At 64.5% G+C, this 17,484-nt stretch carries 26 protein-coding genes and 1 other RNA gene; 15 read left to right on the top strand and 12 right to left on the bottom strand.

What is annotated here, in order from left to right:
* Window position 1: 1 nt before the first annotated feature.
* The 6 genes from NUW51_RS03920 to NUW51_RS03945 all read right to left on the bottom strand — a co-directional run bounded on the left by NUW51_RS03920 (window position 2) and on the right by NUW51_RS03945 (window position 4,159).
* Window positions 2-379 (bottom strand): VOC family protein, encoded by a 378-nt coding sequence (locus NUW51_RS03920; RefSeq protein ID WP_265562963.1) that lies wholly within the window; start codon window positions 377-379, stop codon window positions 2-4.
* Window positions 379-882, bottom strand: a complete 504-nt coding sequence (gene rimM, locus NUW51_RS03925; RefSeq protein ID WP_265562965.1) for a ribosome maturation factor RimM — start codon at window positions 880-882, stop codon at window positions 379-381. The genes NUW51_RS03920 and rimM overlap by 1 nt, the downstream gene beginning before the upstream one ends.
* A 6-nt stretch (window positions 883-888) precedes the next feature.
* The gene (gene rpsP / locus NUW51_RS03930) at window positions 889-1,341 is read right to left on the bottom strand and encodes a 30S ribosomal protein S16 (protein ID WP_265562966.1); all 453 of its coding nucleotides are present in this window, start codon (window positions 1,339-1,341) and stop codon (window positions 889-891) included.
* 27 nt (window positions 1,342-1,368) lie between these two features.
* On the bottom strand, window positions 1,369-2,829 hold the full coding sequence (gene ffh / locus NUW51_RS03935) for a signal recognition particle protein (protein WP_265562968.1): 1,461 nt from the start codon (window positions 2,827-2,829) through the stop codon (window positions 1,369-1,371).
* A gap of 154 nt (window positions 2,830-2,983) precedes the next feature.
* A complete protein-coding gene (locus tag NUW51_RS03940) occupies window positions 2,984-3,589 on the bottom strand; it encodes a DUF924 family protein (protein ID WP_265562970.1) in 606 nt (201 codons plus the stop codon).
* Window positions 3,590-3,595: 6 nt separating this feature from the next.
* A complete protein-coding gene (locus NUW51_RS03945; protein WP_265562972.1) occupies window positions 3,596-4,159 on the bottom strand; it encodes a hypothetical protein in 564 nt (187 codons plus the stop codon).
* 64 nt (window positions 4,160-4,223) lie between these two features.
* Between NUW51_RS03945 and dapF the strand changes: the two genes are divergently transcribed.
* From dapF to NUW51_RS03975, 6 genes are read left to right on the top strand one after another with little or no spacing between them, the layout of a single operon-like run.
* The gene (dapF, locus tag NUW51_RS03950; protein WP_265562975.1) at window positions 4,224-5,024 is read left to right on the top strand and encodes a diaminopimelate epimerase; all 801 of its coding nucleotides are present in this window, start codon (window positions 4,224-4,226) and stop codon (window positions 5,022-5,024) included.
* Window positions 5,021-6,244 (top strand): tRNA (N(6)-L-threonylcarbamoyladenosine(37)-C(2))-methylthiotransferase MtaB, encoded by a 1,224-nt coding sequence (mtaB, locus tag NUW51_RS03955; protein ID WP_265562977.1) that lies wholly within the window; start codon window positions 5,021-5,023, stop codon window positions 6,242-6,244. The genes dapF and mtaB overlap by 4 nt, the downstream gene beginning before the upstream one ends.
* Window positions 6,241-7,158, top strand: coding sequence for a signal recognition particle-docking protein FtsY (gene ftsY / locus NUW51_RS03960; protein WP_265562979.1), 918 nt, complete (start codon window positions 6,241-6,243; stop codon window positions 7,156-7,158). The genes mtaB and ftsY overlap by 4 nt, the downstream gene beginning before the upstream one ends.
* On the top strand, window positions 7,155-7,787 hold the full coding sequence (locus NUW51_RS03965) for an inner membrane-spanning protein YciB (protein WP_265562981.1): 633 nt from the start codon (window positions 7,155-7,157) through the stop codon (window positions 7,785-7,787). Before ftsY ends, NUW51_RS03965 begins: the two co-directional genes overlap by 4 nt.
* Window positions 7,784-8,713, top strand: a complete 930-nt coding sequence (locus tag NUW51_RS03970; RefSeq protein WP_265562983.1) for an ABC transporter ATP-binding protein — start codon at window positions 7,784-7,786, stop codon at window positions 8,711-8,713. The genes NUW51_RS03965 and NUW51_RS03970 overlap by 4 nt, the downstream gene beginning before the upstream one ends.
* A complete protein-coding gene (locus NUW51_RS03975) occupies window positions 8,710-9,471 on the top strand; it encodes an ABC transporter permease (RefSeq protein WP_265562985.1) in 762 nt (253 codons plus the stop codon). Before NUW51_RS03970 ends, NUW51_RS03975 begins: the two co-directional genes overlap by 4 nt.
* Window positions 9,472-9,531: 60 nt before the next feature.
* On the opposite strand, the gene NUW51_RS03980 is transcribed toward NUW51_RS03975, so the two are convergent.
* From NUW51_RS03980 to pspF, 3 genes are all read right to left on the bottom strand, one after another.
* Window positions 9,532-10,155, bottom strand: a complete 624-nt coding sequence (locus NUW51_RS03980; RefSeq protein WP_265562987.1) for a superoxide dismutase — start codon at window positions 10,153-10,155, stop codon at window positions 9,532-9,534.
* Window positions 10,156-10,292: 137 nt separating this feature from the next.
* Complete coding sequence (locus tag NUW51_RS03985; protein ID WP_265562989.1) at window positions 10,293-10,844, bottom strand: tetratricopeptide repeat protein; 552 nt, start codon at window positions 10,842-10,844, stop codon at window positions 10,293-10,295.
* An 85-nt stretch (window positions 10,845-10,929) separates the two neighbouring features.
* Window positions 10,930-11,982, bottom strand: coding sequence for a phage shock protein operon transcriptional activator (gene pspF, locus NUW51_RS03990; protein WP_265562991.1), 1,053 nt, complete (start codon window positions 11,980-11,982; stop codon window positions 10,930-10,932).
* A gap of 153 nt (window positions 11,983-12,135) precedes the next feature.
* Between pspF and pspA the strand changes: the two genes are divergently transcribed.
* From pspA to NUW51_RS04035, 9 genes are read left to right on the top strand one after another with little or no spacing between them, the layout of a single operon-like run.
* A complete protein-coding gene (gene pspA, locus NUW51_RS03995; protein WP_265562993.1) occupies window positions 12,136-12,804 on the top strand; it encodes a phage shock protein PspA in 669 nt (222 codons plus the stop codon).
* 54 nt (window positions 12,805-12,858) lie between these two features.
* A complete protein-coding gene (gene pspB / locus NUW51_RS04000) occupies window positions 12,859-13,185 on the top strand; it encodes an envelope stress response membrane protein PspB (RefSeq protein ID WP_265562995.1) in 327 nt (108 codons plus the stop codon).
* A 2-nt stretch (window positions 13,186-13,187) separates the two neighbouring features.
* Window positions 13,188-13,574 carry an envelope stress response membrane protein PspC gene (pspC, locus tag NUW51_RS04005; RefSeq protein ID WP_265562996.1) on the top strand — a complete coding sequence of 129 codons (387 nt, stop codon included), beginning with the start codon at window positions 13,188-13,190 and terminating at the stop codon, window positions 13,572-13,574.
* 11 nt (window positions 13,575-13,585) lie between these two features.
* Window positions 13,586-13,882 carry a hypothetical protein gene (locus NUW51_RS04010; protein ID WP_265562998.1) on the top strand — a complete coding sequence of 99 codons (297 nt, stop codon included), beginning with the start codon at window positions 13,586-13,588 and terminating at the stop codon, window positions 13,880-13,882.
* Window positions 13,882-14,193 carry a hypothetical protein gene (locus tag NUW51_RS04015; RefSeq protein ID WP_265563000.1) on the top strand — a complete coding sequence of 104 codons (312 nt, stop codon included), beginning with the start codon at window positions 13,882-13,884 and terminating at the stop codon, window positions 14,191-14,193. The genes NUW51_RS04010 and NUW51_RS04015 overlap by 1 nt, the downstream gene beginning before the upstream one ends.
* A complete protein-coding gene (locus tag NUW51_RS04020) occupies window positions 14,190-14,531 on the top strand; it encodes a hypothetical protein (protein ID WP_265563002.1) in 342 nt (113 codons plus the stop codon). Before NUW51_RS04015 ends, NUW51_RS04020 begins: the two co-directional genes overlap by 4 nt.
* Complete coding sequence (locus tag NUW51_RS04025) at window positions 14,531-14,764, top strand: hypothetical protein (protein WP_265563004.1); 234 nt, start codon at window positions 14,531-14,533, stop codon at window positions 14,762-14,764. The genes NUW51_RS04020 and NUW51_RS04025 overlap by 1 nt, the downstream gene beginning before the upstream one ends.
* A 23-nt stretch (window positions 14,765-14,787) precedes the next feature.
* Window positions 14,788-15,201, top strand: a complete 414-nt coding sequence (locus NUW51_RS04030) for a SufE family protein (protein WP_265563006.1) — start codon at window positions 14,788-14,790, stop codon at window positions 15,199-15,201.
* Window positions 15,201-15,665: a PaaI family thioesterase gene (locus NUW51_RS04035; RefSeq protein WP_265563007.1), complete on the top strand. Its 465-nt coding sequence runs from the start codon at window positions 15,201-15,203 to the stop codon at window positions 15,663-15,665. The genes NUW51_RS04030 and NUW51_RS04035 overlap by 1 nt, the downstream gene beginning before the upstream one ends.
* Before the next feature lie 18 nt (window positions 15,666-15,683).
* On the opposite strand, the gene NUW51_RS04040 is transcribed toward NUW51_RS04035, so the two are convergent.
* The 3 genes from NUW51_RS04040 to NUW51_RS04050 all read right to left on the bottom strand — a co-directional run bounded on the left by NUW51_RS04040 (window position 15,684) and on the right by NUW51_RS04050 (window position 17,471).
* Window positions 15,684-16,220: a J domain-containing protein gene (locus tag NUW51_RS04040; protein WP_265563009.1), complete on the bottom strand. Its 537-nt coding sequence runs from the start codon at window positions 16,218-16,220 to the stop codon at window positions 15,684-15,686.
* Window positions 16,221-16,284: 64 nt separating this feature from the next.
* An RNA gene (gene rnpB, locus NUW51_RS04045) (RNase P RNA component class A) lies at window positions 16,285-16,655 on the bottom strand.
* A 135-nt stretch (window positions 16,656-16,790) separates the two neighbouring features.
* Window positions 16,791-17,471, bottom strand: coding sequence for an N-acetylmuramoyl-L-alanine amidase (locus tag NUW51_RS04050; protein WP_265563011.1), 681 nt, complete (start codon window positions 17,469-17,471; stop codon window positions 16,791-16,793).
* Between the last annotated feature and the right edge of the window lie 13 nt (window positions 17,472-17,484).

The raw sequence follows: 17,484 nt of genomic DNA on the forward strand, positions 1-17,484 counted from the left end.
CTCAACCGCCCGCCACCTGCGCCTCGAAGGTCGCATCGTCCTTGAAGGCGCACAGATTGCCTGCTGGGTCGACGAACTTGGCCACCGTCCCCCAGTCATGCTCCTGATAGTCGACATCGACTCCTGCGGCGATCAGGCGATCGGCCATCGCGCGTACGTCGGGCAGGTTCATGCGCAGGCAAGTGGCATAGCGCCCCTGCCCCGCCCCGCCATGATCCTCATCCTCGCGCTCGACCATGAGGTAGCTGCCGCCGAAAACGAAGGTCGTGAGGTCGGGCGTCTCGAACATTTGCCGGAGACCCACGATGTCGCGATAGAAAGCGACGCATTCCTCATAGGGCATGACGTAGAGGATGAAGCCGGTGCGGGTGAATTGCATCAGTCGATGAAATCGCGCGCCACGACGAGCCGCTCTTCATTCCATTCTGGCACCGCATTCTCGGTCAGCGGCACCATGAAGCGCTTCCCGTTCGGTTTCTCGATCTCGACCACGTCGCTCGCGCCGTAATTCTCGACCGCCACCACCGTGCCGATCGCCTCGCCATCGTCATCGGCGACAACGGGAAGGTCCATAAGATCGGAAAAGTAATATTCGCCCTCGTCGAGTTCGGGAAGCGCCTCGCGCGCGACCTCGATCAAGGTGCCGCGCAGCCCTTCGGCCGCGGTGCGGTCACTGACGCCCTCGAAGCGGGCCACCGCACCATTCTTGCCGCCCTCGCGGACGGACAAGAGGCGCCGTTCGTCGCCACCGACGAACAGCGCCTCCTTGGTCTTCAGGCTGGCGATCCCATCGGCGAAGAGCTTGAGGCGAACCTCGCCCTTGATGCCATGGGCGCCCGCAATGGCCGCGAGCGCGATGCGCTCATCACGCTCGCCGACCATCTAGGCTTACTCGCCCTTGTCTTCGGTCGCTTCTTCAGCGGCCGCTTCTTCGGCGGGCGCTTCGGTCGCAGCTTCTTCTTCGGCCGGGGCTTCGGCAGCAGCCTTGGCGGCTTCAGCGGCTTCGGCTTCCTTGGCGGCACGCTCTTCGGCGCGTTCCTTGGCCTTGTCGCCCGGCTCCGCCTTCTGCGGGTTGTTGCGCGCTTCGCGCTTCATCAGACCTTCGGCGTCGAGGAAACGGAGGACGCGGTCGGTCGGCTGCGCGCCGACGCTCAGCCAATGCTGGATGCGCTCCTTGTCGAGCTTGACGCGCTCGGGGTTATCCTTGGCGAGGAGCGGGTTGTACGAGCCCACGCGCTCGATGAAACGACCGTCGCGCGAATTGCGGCTGTCGGCGACGACGATGCGGTAATAAGGACGCTTCTTGGCGCCACCGCGGGCGAGACGAATTGCAACTGCCATTATAATATTCCTTCTGAGGTATCTGGTTTATTTCTTTGAAAACTTGTCGAAACCGGGGGGCAGGTTCATCGGTGCGCCGGGGCCACCCAAGCCCGGCAATCCCCCCGGGGGGAGCTGCGGCATTTGGCCGCCCGGCAGGCCGTCGGCCCCGCCCGGCATCCCGCCGCCGAAGAGGCTGGCGAGCTTTCCAAAGCCCCCCATCTTCTTCAATTTCTTCATCGCCCCTTCCATCTGCTGGTGCATCTTGAGGAGCTTGTTGACCTCCTGGACGGTCGTTCCCGACCCCTTGGCGATCCGGATCTTGCGCTTGGCGTTGATGAGCTTGGGACGCTGCCGTTCATCGGCGGTCATCGAGCTCAGCATCGCCTGAAGCCGCACCAGCGCCTTGTCGTCGACGTCGGTCGCCTGCTTCATGCCCTTCATCCCGGGCATCATCTTGGCGAGCGCGCCGAGCCCGCCCATGCGCTGCATCTGCTGGAGCTGGAGGGCGAGATCGTCGAGATCGAACTTGCCCTTCTCCATCTTCCTGGCGAGGCGCTCGGCGTCCTCCATCTTGACCGTCTCGGCGGCCTTCTCGACGAGGCTGACGACATCGCCCATACCGAGGATGCGGCCGGCAACGCGGTCGGGATGGAAGGGCTCGATGGCATCCAGGCCTTCGCCCGTGCCCGCAAACTTGATCGGCTTGCCCGTGACCTCGCGCATCGACAGCGCCGCGCCGCCGCGCGCATCGCCATCCATGCGGGTGAGGATCACGCCGGTGAGGTCGATTTCCTCGCCGAAGCCCTTGGCGACATTGACCGCGTCCTGGCCGGTCAGGCTGTCGACGACGAGCAGCGTCTCGGTCGGGCTGGCCGCCGAGGCGACCGCCTTCATCTCGTCCATCAACGCATCGTCGACGTGCAAGCGACCCGCCGTATCGAGCATGACGACGTCATAGCCCTGGAGCTTGGCCGAGGAGAGCGCGCGCTTGGCGATGTCGGTCGGCTGCTGGCCCGCGACGATCGGCAGCGTGTCGACCGATGCCTGGGTGCCCAGCACCGCCAGCTGCTCCTGCGCCGCCGGACGGGCGACGTCGAGCGAGGCCATCAGGACCTTCTTGCGATCCTTTTCCTTGAGGCGCTTGGCGAGCTTGGCGGTCGTGGTGGTCTTGCCCGAACCCTGGAGGCCGACGACCATGATGACGGCGGGCGGCGATACGTTGAGCTTGAGCTCGGCATTCTCGCTGCCAAGCAACTCCACCAGCGCATCGTTGACGATCTTGACGACCATCTGCCCCGGCGTGACCGAGCGAATGACTTCCTCGCCGACCGCGCGCTCGGTGACCTTCTCGACGAAGGCACGCGCGACAGGCAACGCGACATCGGCCTCGAGCAGCGCAACACGCACCTCGCGCATCGCATCGCGCACATCGGCTTCCGACAAGGCACCGCGACCGCGGATCTTGTCGAACACACCGGAAAGGCGATCACTCAGGCTGTCGAACAAACGTCATTCTCCTCATGCACCGCATCGACAGCCGCATAACGCGAAAAACGCCAGCGGACGAAACCTCGTCGGCTAGCGGGCGCCGCAGCGCTGTCGATACTGTCATCCTTATGGACGAGGCGCGTCTATGCGACCCACGCCACCAAGTCAAGTTCTAGAAGGCCGCGCCGCCTTCCAACGCGATCCGCTCCTCGGGCGTGCTTTCCCGCCCCAGCGCCTTGTTGCGTCCCGGAAAGCGCCCGAAGTCCTCGATCTGCCGGTGGTGCAGATGCGCGAACTTGTCGCGGCCTTCATCGCTCAGCGCGTCGAACAGGCGGATGCTTTCCTCCTGATCGCTCATCTCCTCCGAATGCATCAGCGGCATGTAGAGGAAATAGCGCTGCTCACGGGTCATCCGCAGGTCCCAGCCCTTGGCGATCGCGCGCCGCGTCAACCGCCGTGCCAGCGCATCGCCTTCGAACGCCTTGGCCTTGCCGCGATGGATGTTGCGGCTGAACTGGTCGAGCATGATGATCGCCGCGAGGATCCGGCGTGGCCCACCGCGCCACACCTCGGCATCGCTGTCGATCACCTCGCGACGCAATTTTGCCCATTTCGCCTTGATCTCGGCATCGAGCGCGGCGTCCTTCTTCCACCAGCGCGCTTCGCCGACATCGTCATACCAATAATCGATGACGTCCTGCGCCTTTTGCCGCGTCTCGCTGTCGATCGGCGCGAAGGCCATGGAGGAGGAATTGCTGTTGCGCTCGCTCGTCGGCATCCCGTCCTACCCCTCGCCCAGCGCGGCGATACAGTCCTCGCGCGCCCGCCACAGCGCCTCGAAAGGCGTCGCGATCCCGCGATCGAGCCGCCATTGGCGCAGCGCACGGCGATGGATCATGGCCTTCTCGTCAAGCGCCCGAGGGTCGACCCGCTCCTCGGTCATGAAGAAAATCGGTTTGCCCTTGACCGACAGACCCGTGAAATCGACACGCTCGCCCGCCACATCGGCCACGCAATGCGCTTCCAGCACCGCCTCCAGCCCATGCGCCTCGAGGACAGGCGCCACCGCCTTGAAATGCGCGCCCGACATTTCGAACAGCCCGACGACGAGGTCGGCATCGACACCCTCTTCGCGCAACAGCTCGACGAGCAGCGCATGCTTGCTTGAACAGGTGCCGCGCTTTTCGGTGATCACCGCGCGATGGTCGCGCGCGCCGATCTGCCCATAGGGCAGCGCCTCGATCCAGCCTGCGGCCTCGCCCAGCGTCGCCAGCCCCTCGGCCCCGAAGGCCTGCGCCAGTTCGCCGCCCCCCAGCGGCTGCTCGCGCCAATTTGCCCCGCTCGTCATCCTGCCCCTTTCGCAAGCTCCAGCCTGTTGCCTCGGGCGCACGCGCACCCTAGATCGCCTGTTAATGACCACTGCTTTCCACAAGATGCACGGACTGGGCAACGATTTCGTTATCCTCGATGCGCGCCAGCGTGCCGTCGAGCCGAGCGAAGCGCAGGTGCGCGCGCTGTGCGACCGCCGCCGCGGCATCGGCTGCGACCAGCTCATTCGCCTGTCGCCCTCGCAAACGGCCGACGTGCGGATGGACATCTGGAATGCCGACGGTTCGTCCGCCGAGGCCTGCGGCAATGCCGCGCGCTGCGTCGCCGCGCTGACCCATGCGCAGTCCATTGAAACGGTCGGCGGCTATCTCGAAGCGGTCGCGATCGATAATGAGATCAGCGTCCAGCTCCCCCCGCCGCGCTTCGACTGGGAAGCGATCCCCATCGCCGATGCGATGGACACGCATCCGCTCCCCCTCGGCTGGGGCCCTTTGGAACGCCCCGACGCGGTCAATGTCGGCAATCCACACCTCGTCTTCTTCGTCGACGACCTCGACGCCATCCCCCTCGCCGAGCTCGGCCCCGGCATCGAGAGCGACCCCGCCTTCCCGCGCAAGATCAACGTCAATGTGGCACAGGTCCATGACGGCCATCTCGACCTTCGGACCTTCGAGCGCGGCGCGGGCCTCACCCAGGCCTGCGGTACCGGCGCCTGCGCCAGCGCGGTCGCCGCGATCCGGGGCCGCCACCTCATCAGCCCGGTCGAGGTGCGCATGCCAGGCGGCACGCTCCACATCAGCTGGGCGCCCGGCGAACCCATCCTGATGCGCGGCGCGGCCACCTATGTCTTCGGCGGCGAGGTCGATCTCGAGGCGCTGGCATGAGCCGGATCGAGACGATCACGCTCGGCTGCCGTCTCAACATGGCCGAGAGCGCGACCATCAAACGCCGTCTCGAGGCCGTGGGAACGACCCGGGACACCGTCATCGTCAACAGCTGCGCGGTCACCAGCGAGGCGGTGCGCCATACCCGTCAGGCCGTGCGCCGCGCCCGCCGCGACCACCCCGACGCCCGCCTCCTCGTCACCGGCTGCGCGGCGCAGATCGAGCCGGAAACCTTCCGCGCGATGCCCGAGGTCGACGCCCTCATCGGCAATGCGCAAAAGCTCGACGTGGCCAAGATCGCCAGCGCCGAAAAGGACTTGCCCGAGGACGTCATGACGGCACCTGCGCCGCCCGTCGCCGCCGGCTTTGGCAACAAGGTGCGCAGTTTCGTCGCCGTCCAGACCGGCTGCGACCATCGCTGTACCTTCTGCACCATCCCCTACGGCCGCGGCAATTCGCAGTCGCTGTCCTATGACGAGGTCCGCCGCGCCGTCGCCGCCGAACTCGATCGCGGCGCGCGCGAGATCGTCATCACCGGCGTCGACATCACCAGCTACGATCGTGATGGTCTGCGGCTCGGCGAGATGCTCCAGCGCCTGCTGGCCGATGAACCCCGCCTACAGCGCCTCCGCCTCTCGAGCCTCGACAGTATCGAGATGGACGGCGCGCTGTTCGAACTGCTGAGCGGCGATGTACGGCTCCTTCCGCACTTCCACCTCTCGCTGCAGGCGGGCGACGACATGATCCTCAAGCGCATGAAGCGCCGCCATTCGCGCCGCCAGGCGGTCGAGATCGTCGAACGCCTCAAGGTCGCCCGCCCCGACGTGACCATCGGCGCCGATATCATCGCCGGCTTCCCGACCGAGACCGAGGCCATGTTCGACAACAGCCTCGCGCTGATCGAGGATTGCGACATCATCGCCGCCCATGTCTTCCCCTACAGTCCGCGCGAGAAAACACCGGCGGCGCGCATGCCGCAACTCGACCGCGGTCTCATCAAGGAGCGCGCCGCCCGCCTGCGCGAGCGCGCCGCCGCGCATCGCCGCGCCTGGCTGAAGCGCCAGATCGGCACCCTTCAGCCCTGCCTCATCGAGAATGGAGAGAAGGGCCATACCGACGGTTTTGCGCCGATCGCGGTTGATGGCGCGCCGCGCGGGGCCTACGGACAGGCGCGCATCACGCAAGCAAGTGACACGGGATTGACGGGAATATTCGAATGAGTTGGCTTGATCGCCTCACTGGCGGCTTTCGCAAGACCGCCGATCGTCTTGGCGAGAATCTCCAGGGGCTGACGAGCCAGCAGGCGCTCGACAGCGCTACGCTCGACGATATCGAGGAAGCGCTGATCGCCTCCGACCTCGGCCCGGAAGCCTCGAAGCGCATCCGCGACGCGATCGCGGCGAAAAAGTACGATGCGCTCGACGAACGAGGCCTGCGCGAGATCCTCGCCGAGGAAATCGAAAAGATCTTAACTCCCGTCGCCAAGCCGTTGGATGTGTTCGGCTTTCCTCGCCCGCACGTCATCCTCGTGATCGGCGTCAACGGGTCGGGAAAGACGACGACGATCGGCAAGATCGGCAATCTCCTGATGGAGCAGGACTATGGCGTCCTGCTCGCGGCGGGCGACACCTTCCGCGCCGCCGCCATCGAACAGCTGAAAATCTGGGGCGGCCGTATCAACGCCCCCGTCATCGCCGGCCCCGAAGGCGGCGATCCCGCGTCCATCGTCTTCGACGGCGTGAAGAAGGCGACCGCGACCGGCGAGGACGTGCTCATCGTCGACACCGCCGGCCGCCTCCAGAACAAGGCGCATCTGATGGACGAGCTGGCCAAGATCCGCCGCGTGCTGGGCAAATTGAACACCGAGGCGCCGCACGACGTGATCCTCGTCCTCGATGCCACCACCGGCCAGAACGCCCTCAACCAGATCGAGGTCTTCAAGGAGGTCGCGCAGGTCACCGGCCTCGTCATGACCAAGCTGGACGGCACCGCGCGCGGCGGCGTGATGGTCGCGGCGGCCGAGAAATTCGGCCTGCCCATCCACGCCATCGGCGTCGGCGAAGGCGTCGATGATCTGCGCCCCTTCGATCCTCGCGCCGTCGCGCGCGCTATTGCAGGACTGCCGCCCGCATGACCGACCAGCACCCCGGCCCCGACATCGAGGCCGCCGCGCCCAAGCTTTCGCCCGGCAAGCAGCTGCTGCTCGATCTCGGCCCGCTCATCCTCTATTTCGTCGCCTTCAAATTCGCTCCCGGCGACGAGGTCGACCGACTCCTCGCCGCGACCGGCGCCTTCCTCGCTGCGATGATGGCAGCAATGGTCGTGGGCTATCGCGCCACCGGCAAGGTGACGACGCTCCAGATCATCTCGATCATTCTCGTCGGCGTGTCGGCGGCCATTACCTGGTTCACCCGCGACGGCGACTTCATCAAGATGAAGCCGACCTTCTTCTACTTGCTTGCCGCGGGTATCCTGTTCTTCGGATTGGCGACGAAACGAAATCTCCTTAAAGCGCTCCTTGGCGCCGCCTATCCCGGCGTCACTCCCGAAGGCTGGAGCAAGCTTTCGCGCAATTGGGCCATTTTCTTCGCTTTTCTGGCGTGCCTTAATGAAGTCGTCTGGCGCAACAGTTCGACGTCGTTCTGGCTTGGCTTCAAGATCTGGGGCTTTCTGCCCCTCACCTTTCTGTTTGCCGCAAGCCAGATGCCGATGCTGCTGAAAAACGGTCTCGACCTCGGCCAGAAGGACGACAAACCCGCATGAGCGTCATTGCCATTCGCGCCCTCGAGAAGGCCTATAAGGGCGGCACGAAGGCGCTGAAGGGCGTCGACCTCGAGATCGACAAAGGCGAGATCTTCGCGCTCCTCGGCCCCAATGGTGCAGGCAAGACGACGCTCATCTCGATCGTCTGCGGCATCGTCACCAAGACCGGCGGCAGCGTCCTTGTCGACGGCCATGATATCGAAACCGACTATCGTGCCGCGCGCCGCCGCATCGGCCTCGTCCCGCAGGAACTGACCACCGATGCCTTCGAGACCGTCTGGGACACGGTCAGCTTCACCCGCGGCCTGTTCGGCTGCCCGCGCGACGACGCCTATCTCGAAAGCCTGCTCAAGCGCCTGACCCTCTGGGAAAAGCGCAAGAGCCGGATGCTCGAACTGTCGGGCGGCATGAAGCGCCGCGTCATGATCGCCAAGGCACTGGCGCACCAGCCCGACATCCTCTTTCTCGACGAACCCACCGCGGGCGTCGATGTCGAGCTCAGGCGCGACATGTGGGACCTCGTGCGCACGCTGAAGGCCGATGGCACCACCATCATCCTTACCACCCATTATATCGAGGAGGCCGAGGAGATGGCCGACCGCGTCGGCGTGATCCGCGCCGGCGAGCTGGTCGCCTTGGGCAAAAAGGCCGAACTGATGGCGCAACTCGGCCGCCGCACGCTGAAGATTTTCCTCGACGCACCGCTTGCCGCCCTGCCGCCTGCGCTCGCGGCCTGGGACCTCGATCTCGTCGACGAGGGGCGCGAACTCGACTATCATTTCGACAGCAAGGCCGAGGAAACGGGCATCCCTCGCCTCATGCGCGCCTTGGACGACGCCGGCATCTCGTGGCGCGACCTCACCACCCGCCAGTCCAGCCTCGAGGATATCTTCGTGAGCCTCGTCCACACCGGAGACGCCTCATGAACCCGCGCGGCATGCTCTCCATCTACAAATTCGAAATGGCGCGCTGGAAACGCACGCTGTGGCAGAGCGTCGTCGCCCCCGTGCTGACGACCGCGCTCTACTTCCTCGTCTTCGGTTCGGCGATCGGCAGCCGCATGAGCGACATGAGCGGCATCGACTATGGCAGCTTCATCGTGCCCGGCCTTATCCTGCTCTCGGTGCTCACCCAGTCGGTCGCCAATGCCAGCTTCGGCATCTACTTTCCCAAATTCACCGGCACCATCTACGAGATCCTTTCGGCGCCCTTGTCGCCGCTCGAGACCGTCGCCTCCTATGTCGGTGCGGCAGTGACCAAGAGCTTCCTTCTCGCGCTCATCACGCTGGCGACCGCCGCCTTCTTCGTCGACGTGCGGGTCGAGCATCCGCTCCTGATGCTCCTCTTCCTCGCTGCTATCGCGACGGGTTTCTGCTTGCTGGGTTTCCTCATCGGCCTCTTGGCCGACAATTTCGAGCAACTCCAGTTCGTGCCGCTGCTCGTCGTCACGCCGCTCGCCTTCCTCGGCGGCATCTTCTACTCGGTCGCGTCGCTGGCCGAGCCGTGGCGCAGCGTCACGCTCGCCAACCCCATCGTCTATCTCGTCTCGGGCTACCGCTGGACCTTCTACGATGTCGCCGACGTGCCGCTCGGCGCCAGCGTTGCGGCGATGGCGCTGGCCATCCTCCTGCCGCTCCTCGCCATCGCCTGGATCTTCCGCACCGGGCATCGCCTGAAGCAGTAGCGCTTACGAAAAAGGGCGGCAGCCGAAGCCACCGCCCTTTCATTTTCGAAGGCCTATCGCCTAGCCGAGCTGGTCGGCGCGGCTGGTGCCCTGTCCGTCGAGGTTCTGCGAGATGAAGTCCCAGTTGACGATATTGTGGAGCACGCTCTTCAGATAATCGGGGCGCGCGTTGCGATAGTCGATATAGTAGGCATGTTCCCACACATCGACGGTGAACAGCGGGGTCATGCCATGCGCCACCGGGCTGTCGGCATCGTGCAGGCTGGTGACCTCGAGCTTGCCATTGTTGAGGATGAGCCAACCCCAACCGCTCGCGAAGTGACCTGCGCTCTCTTCCTGCAGCTTTTCCAGCAGCTTGTCGGTCGAGCCGAAATCGCTGTCGATCATCGCCTGAAGCTTGTCCGACGGCTTGGTCGACCCTTCGGGCGCCAGGCCCATCCAGAAGAAGCTGTGGTTCCAGATCTGCGCGCTATTGTTGAACAGGCCGTTGTTGCCCGCTTCCTTGGCGCGCTTGATCACGGTGGTGAGGTTCGCGCCCTCCAGATCATTGTCGCCGAGCATGCCGTTGGTCTTGTCGACATAGGCCTTGTGATGCTTGCCGTGATGATATTCGAGCGTTTCCGCCGACATATGATCGCCAAGCGCATCCTTGGCAAAGGGCAGGTCGGGAAGGGTGAAGGCCATGTGATGAGCTCCTGTGGCTGGTCTTCGTCAGATAGTGTGTCGGGCCAACGCGCCGGACGGCGCGCCGTATCCATAAAAAATCCCGCGCCGTCCGACGAGCGGGCGACGCGGGAAATAGCGAAAAAGCAGGATCGTTACTAGCGCCCAACGACCTGATAGCGGGTCAATTCGCGCGCCGCCTCGTCCCAGCCCGGCTCGGCGAGCGCCGCCGCCGCCTTGAGGTCGCGATAGGCGCTCGACACCTCGCCGATATCCTCATTGGCGATCCCGCGCACATAATAGGCAAGATGCGGTTTCATCGGCTCGAGCTCGATCGAGCGCGTCGACAGTTGCACGGCACGCGCCGCATCCTCCTCGTGCATCGCCAGGATGGCGGCATTGAGATAAGCGTCGGCTTGGTCGGGCTCGATCTCCAGCGCCCGCGCGAAATCGCGACCCGCCGCCGCATAATCGGCGCGGTTCATTAGGATGATGCCGCGATTGACATGGGTCGAGGCCTTGTCCTCGCGTGACAGCGCATCCTCGACCAGCGCCCGATCGCAGGTCTGCAGATCCTGCGCCCCGCTACTGCCTGCCTCGGCCGCGAGATAACAGCTCTCCGCCTGGCTACCACCAAGCGTGATTTTCCCCGCACTGGCGGCGCCGGCGACGCACAGTAGCGGGATCAAGGCAACATGGATGAGTTTCATGGCTCCGTCCTCCTTATGGGAACGGTCCGTGATACTATCACATGTTAGTCGATTACACCAGTGATCGCCTTGCTCGGGCCGTGGATCAACCGCCCTCGCCCGACAGGTCGAGCCGCTTGATGGCGTGGCGCAGCTGATCGTAGCTCAGGCCCACCGCCTCGGCGGTCGCGCGCTGGTTGTAGCGGTTCTTCTCCAGTGCGGCCGCCAGCAAGGCGCGCTCATATTCGGCCACGCTCGCCTTGAAATCGTCGGTCTCGAGGCTTGCGGCGTTGGGGGACGCATCGGCGGCGGTTGCAGCCGATGCGGCGGCGGCGGGCGCCTCGCCTGCCTCCTCCTGCGCCATTGCCGGCGCCGAGAGCGGCGACCATGGCGATTTGAACGGGTCGAAATTGATCGTCGCCACGGGCCGCTCGGGATCCTCGGCGCGATAGACCGCGCGTTCGACCACGTTGCGAAGCTCGCGCACATTGCCCGGCCAGCCATGCTTTTCGAGCCGTTCGAGCGCGGCCTCGTCGAAGCCTGGCCAATTGGGCCAGTCGAGTTCGACCGCCATGCGCCGCCCGAAATGATCGGCGAGCAGGGCAATATCGCCTTCTCGCGCCCGCAAAGGCGGCAAGGTCACCACCTCGAACGACAGGCGATCGAGCAGGTCGGCGCGGAATTTTCCGCGCGCGACGAGATGCGGCAGATGTTCATTAGTCGCGGCGACGATACGCACGTCGACCCGGATCGGCTTCGAGGCGCCGATGCGCGTCACCTCGCCATATTCGACCGTACGTAGCAGCCGCTCCTGCGCCGCTGCCGACAAGGTCGCCAATTCATCGAGGAAGAGCGTGCCGCCATCGGCTTCCTCGAACCGCCCCTGCCTCGTCTTGGTCGCACCCGTGAAGCTGCCCGCCTCATGCCCGAACAGCTCGGCCTCGATCAGCGTTTCGGGCAGCGCGGCGCAGTTCATCGTCACCAGAGGCCCCGACCAGCGCTGCGACAGGCGGTGGAGACGTTCGGCGATCAGTTCCTTGCCGGTGCCGCGCTCGCCGATGACGAGCACGGGACGATCGAGCGGCGCGGCGCGGCTCGCCCGCTCCACGGCATCGAGAAAGGCCAGTGACTGGCCGACAAATTGGTTCGCCCGCTCCATGACCGATATGTGGTGGAAAATCCCACCATCTGGCAAGATATTTCATGCTGCAATGCGGCGGAAAACAGCCTTTTTCACCGATTTGCAAAGACTGTGGCTTTTTGGCACGTTTCTCGCATAGGATTGGGCAACCAAGCGTTACAGGAGTGCCTCATGGCCATCTTCTCCCGAGTTAGGGACATTTTCGCAGCCAATATGACCGAGCTGCTCGACCGTGCGGAGGATCCCGCGCGGATGATCCGCATGATCATCCTCGAAATGGAAGAAACCCTCGTCGAGGTGCGCGCCTCCGCCGCGCGTTCGATCGCCGACGGCAAGGAAATGCGCCGCGCCCTGGGCCGTCTCGAGGAACTGCAGGACAGCTGGACCGAGAAGGCCGAGCTTGCCCTGTCCAAGGATCGCGAGGATCTTGCCAAGCAGGCGCTGATCGAACGCCAGAAGGCGGCCGACATGGCCGAGGGGCTGCGCAGCGAGATCGACGCGATCGACGAGACGCTGAAAGTCTACGAGGCCGACATCGCCAAGCTGCAGGGCAAGCTGCGCGAGGCCCGCTCGCGCCAGAATGCCATCGCCACGCGCCTTGAAAGCGCGATGAGCCGCGCCAAGGCGCGCGAAGTCCTCAACGGCAACCGCACGCAGGACGCCTTCTCGCGCTTCGAGAGCCTCGAACGCCGCGCCGATCTCGCCGAGGGGCAGGCGGATGCGCTCGGCATGACGGGGCCAAAGAGCCTCGAAGAGGAAATCGCCGAATTGAAGTCGTCCGAAAAGGTCGACCAGGAACTTGAGGCCATGAAGGCCGCGCTCCGCGCCAAGCGCGATTAAGAGAGTCGGGCAAAGCGCGACTGAGCGACACGATAACAAGGGGAATAAGGGACAATGTTCGAAGACGTCTTTCTGCCGATCATGATCGTGGGCATGCTGTTTATCGGCCTGCCGTGGATCATCTTCCATTACATCACCAAGTGGAAGACGCAGGCCACGCTCACCGTACCCGATGAGCGATTGCTCGAGGAACTGCACGAGGCCGCGCGCCGTCTCGATGACCGCATCTGCACGATCGAGCGGATCATGAGCGCGGAAGATCCCGCATGGCGCGACAAGTGCATCTCGTCCGACCGGCTGCGCGACCAGAATTTGCTTGGCCGCGCCGACGAACTGCTCGCCGAACATGAGGCCCTGCTCGACCGCAAGAAGGAGCGCTGACAATGACCGGTCCTGCCCGCCATACCAAATTCTACAAGGACAAGAAGAACGGCAAGGTCATGGGCGTGTGCGCCGGCCTCGCCGACTATACCGGCGTCGATGTCAGCCTCATGCGCATCATGGTGCTGTTCGCCATCATCATGAGCTCGGGTTCGGCCTTCATGCTCTACCTGATCGCGGGCGTCATCGCCGAGGACAAGCCCGCCGAACTGGCCTATGAAAATGAATCCGACCGCCAGTTCTGGCGCCAGGTGCGGGCCAGCCCGACCAAGTCGGCCAAGGCGATCCACGCCGAATTTCGCGCCATCGACCGCCGCCTCGCCGACATCGAAAGCTATGTCACCAGCGAGAACCGGGTCCTTGCGCGCCAAATCGACGAACTGAAGTAAAGGGGCGTCACATGCATTTCGCAGACCTTTTGGCCACGATCCTCGTCATCCTCCTGCCGATGGCCCTGGTCACCTACTTCCTCAATCGCTGGTTCAACCAGCGCGAGCGCAAGATCGAGATCGAGGCGCACATGGCCGCCGAGAAGGCCGCGCAATATGCCACGGCCAATCAGGCCATCGAACAGCGCGTGCGCGTGCTCGAACAGATCGTGGTCGACAGCGGGGCGCAGACCGCCTCGCAGATCGAGGCACTGCGAGACATCCAGCAACTCGGTCACCTGGAGCCGAAGAAGGAGGCTGTGCGCTGATGGGCACTTTCGAATTCATCCTGGGGATCATCGCGCTGACCACACTCGGCACCTTTCTCTCCAATTGGCAGCGCGCCAAGCATGGCTATCCCATCACCGACGACATGGGCAATGTGATCAGTCGCGAAACGGGGACGCAGGCGCAGGCGCATGAGGCGCGCATCGAAGCGCTCGAGAAGCGCCTCGCCGTGCTCGAGCGCATCGCGACCGATCGCGGTGTCCAGACCGCCGACCAGATCGACGCGCTGCGTCAACTCGATCAGCTCGATCGGCTAGACAAGGCGCGCCGGGCGCGGGAGACGAACCGGTGAACAGCCTCGTCGTCATCGGCGCCCTCATCATCGGGATCCTCGGAGTGATCGGCTGGATCATCACCGAGACCATGAAGGTCAAGCACGGCTATCCGATCGAGGACAGCATGGGCCGCAAGGTCTCGCCCGGAAACCCGCAGAAATTGCTGGAACTCAAGGAAGAGAATGCCGCCCTGCGCGACCAGCTCGACAAGGTGTACGACCGCCTCGAGACGCTCGAACGGATCGTCACCGACAAGCCCTCGCGTCTTGCCGCCGAAATCGATAATCTCAAGACCCTGCCGCCGCGGCCCGAAAAGTCGGAGCCGCTTTCCGGCAACGAGAAGGAAGAAGGCTGATGGATCCGTTCTCGATGGTCGTGGCGATCGTCGCCATCGTCATGGGTGCCAAGGTACTCGACAGCTTCGCCAAGGCGCGTGGCAAGGCGGCGGGCAGCCAGATGGAGGGCCCCGAGGTCAAGGCGCTGCGCGAAGAGGTCGCGGCGCTGAAGGACCGCCTCCACGTTCTTGAACGCATCGCGGTCGAGAAGAACGACAGCCTGACCCGCGAAATCGAGAATTTGCGCGACTGAGCCAGCCTCGCTAACAGGCGGCCATGAGCCTCCCTCCCCTTTCCGATATCGCCGAGGAATATGAATTCCTCGAGAGCGAGGATCGCTATCGCCTGCTGATCGACCTCGGGCGCAAGCTCGATCCCATGCCCGAGGCGCTCAAGACCGACGCCACCAAGGTGCGCGGCTGCTCGGCCAGCGTTTGGGTCTATCCGACCCAGGATGGCGACAGGCTCCACTTCCTCGCCGACAGCAATGCGGCGATCACCAAGGGCGTCGTCGCGCTGGTACTCGCCGCGGTGCAGGACAAGACGGCGGCGGACGTGGCCGCGACCGACATCGCCGGCGCGCTGGAGCCCTTCGACCTCAGCCGCGAATTGTCGTCCAACCGGACGCAGGGCGTTCCCAACATGATCGCGCTGGTTCGCGAGACCGCCGAGCGGCTGGCTGCGGGCTGATGGACGACAGCGAAAAGCGCCGGCTGATGCAGGAGCGTGCCGACCTCCTCGCCAATTTCGACATCGCCCAATTCCTGCGGCTCATCGGGTCCGTCGGTCATGGCAAGGCACTCGGCTACGACTATGTCGACCATGGCGACAATTGGGTCGAACTCGGCCTCTCGCCCAAGCCCGAACTGGTCGGGGTGCCCGAAGACGGCATCCTCGCCTCGGGCGCCATCGTCGGGCTGCTCGACACCTGTGGCGGCGCCTCGGTATGGCAGGCGCTGGGCAAGTTCGAGCCGATCGTCACGATCGATCTTCGCCTCGACTATCTTCGCCCCGCGACGATCGAGGATCGCATTATCGCGCGCTGCGAAACCTACAAGTTGACCCGCTCGGTCGCCTTCGTGCGCGGCATCGCCCGGCTCGAAGACGGGCGCGAATTGGCCCATGTCGCGGGCACTTTCATGGTGAAGGCCTGAGGCCCTAGCTCCTCTCGCTCAACCGAGGTCGATACGGCGCTGTTCGGCGCTTTTGAGCACGTCATAGGCCGCCTGCACCTTCTGGAATTCTGCAGCGGCCTCTTCGTCCCCCGGATTGACGTCGGGGTGGAGTTCCTTGGCACGGGCGCGATAGGCCTTGCGGATATCCTCGAACTCGGCGTGGGCGTCGAGGCCGAAGAGGTCGAGCGCGCGCATCTCGTCTCGGCTGCGGCTGCCATCGCCCGAGCCCGCCCATTCGTAATGCGCCGATTGGCGAAAACCGCTGGCATCGCGGCTTTCATCGGCAGCGCGCTTGGCCGCCTCTTCCTTCGACAGGCCGGCGAAGTAATTCCAGTTCTTGTTATATTCGGCGGCGTGTTTTTCGCAGAAATACCAGCGTTCGGGGCTGTTGGGCGCCTTGGGCGCCGGGCGGTCGCCGACTTCGGTGCAATTGACGCGGTCGCACAGGCGCACCTTGGCCGCCTCGCGGCTCTTGTCGCCATAGCTGCGCCAGCGGGGAAAGCCCCAATCGTCGGATCGTCCGGGTCTCGGCATCGAGCCTAGTTAGGGTGGCAAGACCCAAAGCGCTACCCCCACCCTTGGGGTGGGGCCGCGAAAAATTGCCAGGGGGCCTGTAAGCCGGGTTCTGTCCATCCCTTGCGGGACTGTGCGACCATTCATCTCGGCACGCCGTTGCCGACGCGCTCCAGCAGCCAACCCGGGCGACGGACCGGAACCGGTCCATGTGCCGCCCCTATTCGGCCTTGCTCCCGGTGGGGTTTACCGTGCCGGCGATGTTGCCATCACCGCGGTGCGCTCTTGCCGCACCCGTTCGCCCTGGCCGCCCCGAGGAGCGGTGGTATGCTTTCTGTGGCACTATCCCTGAGCGCATCCGAGGACACGCCCGCCGGGCGTTACCCGGCACCGTTGTTCCGTGGAGCCCGGACTTTCCTCGACATGCAAGCATGACGCGGCCGCCCGGCCCCCTGGCACGGGCCGATGTAGGATCAAATTCGAACAGTGTCCACTTTGTCCACTTCGTGGAACTTTGCGTGTGGCAAGCCTGAGAAAGACCGCGAGCGAGTAGGTCAGAAATGATCCTACAATACCAGCACTTTATCGCGACTATTGGGGACGCGGCAGCAAGAGGGCCAGGAGCTTGGCGCGGCATTCGCCGTCGATGATGCCGTCGATCACCTCGGGGCGGAAGCGGCGCTGGAAGGCCACCACCGCCGCGGTGGGATCGGTGACGTCATAGCCGAAGCGCTCCAATGCCAGCATGAAGCCGCTGTCGGTCCAGAAGGGGTCCATCAGATCCTTGGTCGGGCTGGGCAGCGCGAGCCGCCGCTTGGCCAGCGCGGGCCAGGGAAATTTCTCGCCCGGGTCCTGCTTGCGCGTGGGGGCTATGTCCGAATGGGCGACCACATTGCCGCGGCTGATGCCATGGCGGTTTTTGATGTCGGCGAGCAGCGGAATGAGCGCGGCGATCTGTTCGTCGGGAAAATCGGGATAGCCGAAGTCGTGACCCGGGTTGACGATCTCGATCCCGACGCTGGCCGAATTCACATCGGTGATACCGCGCCAATAGCTCTTGCCCGCGTGCCAGGCACGCTTCTCCTCGTCCACCAGCTGGAAGACGCGGCCATCCTCCTCGATGCAATAATGCGCCGACACGCCGCCATCGGCGCTACACATTTTGTCGAGCGCGGCCTCCCCCGTCGGCATGCCGGTATAATGGAGCACGATCATCGAGACCGGCAGGAGGCGGTCGCCGAAATTGGGCGATGGGCGTTGGATCAGCTCCATGACGCCCACTTAG

The organism is Sphingomicrobium arenosum (genome assembly GCF_026157085.1).
Lineage (GTDB): Bacteria > Pseudomonadota > Alphaproteobacteria > Sphingomonadales > Sphingomonadaceae > Sphingomicrobium > Sphingomicrobium arenosum.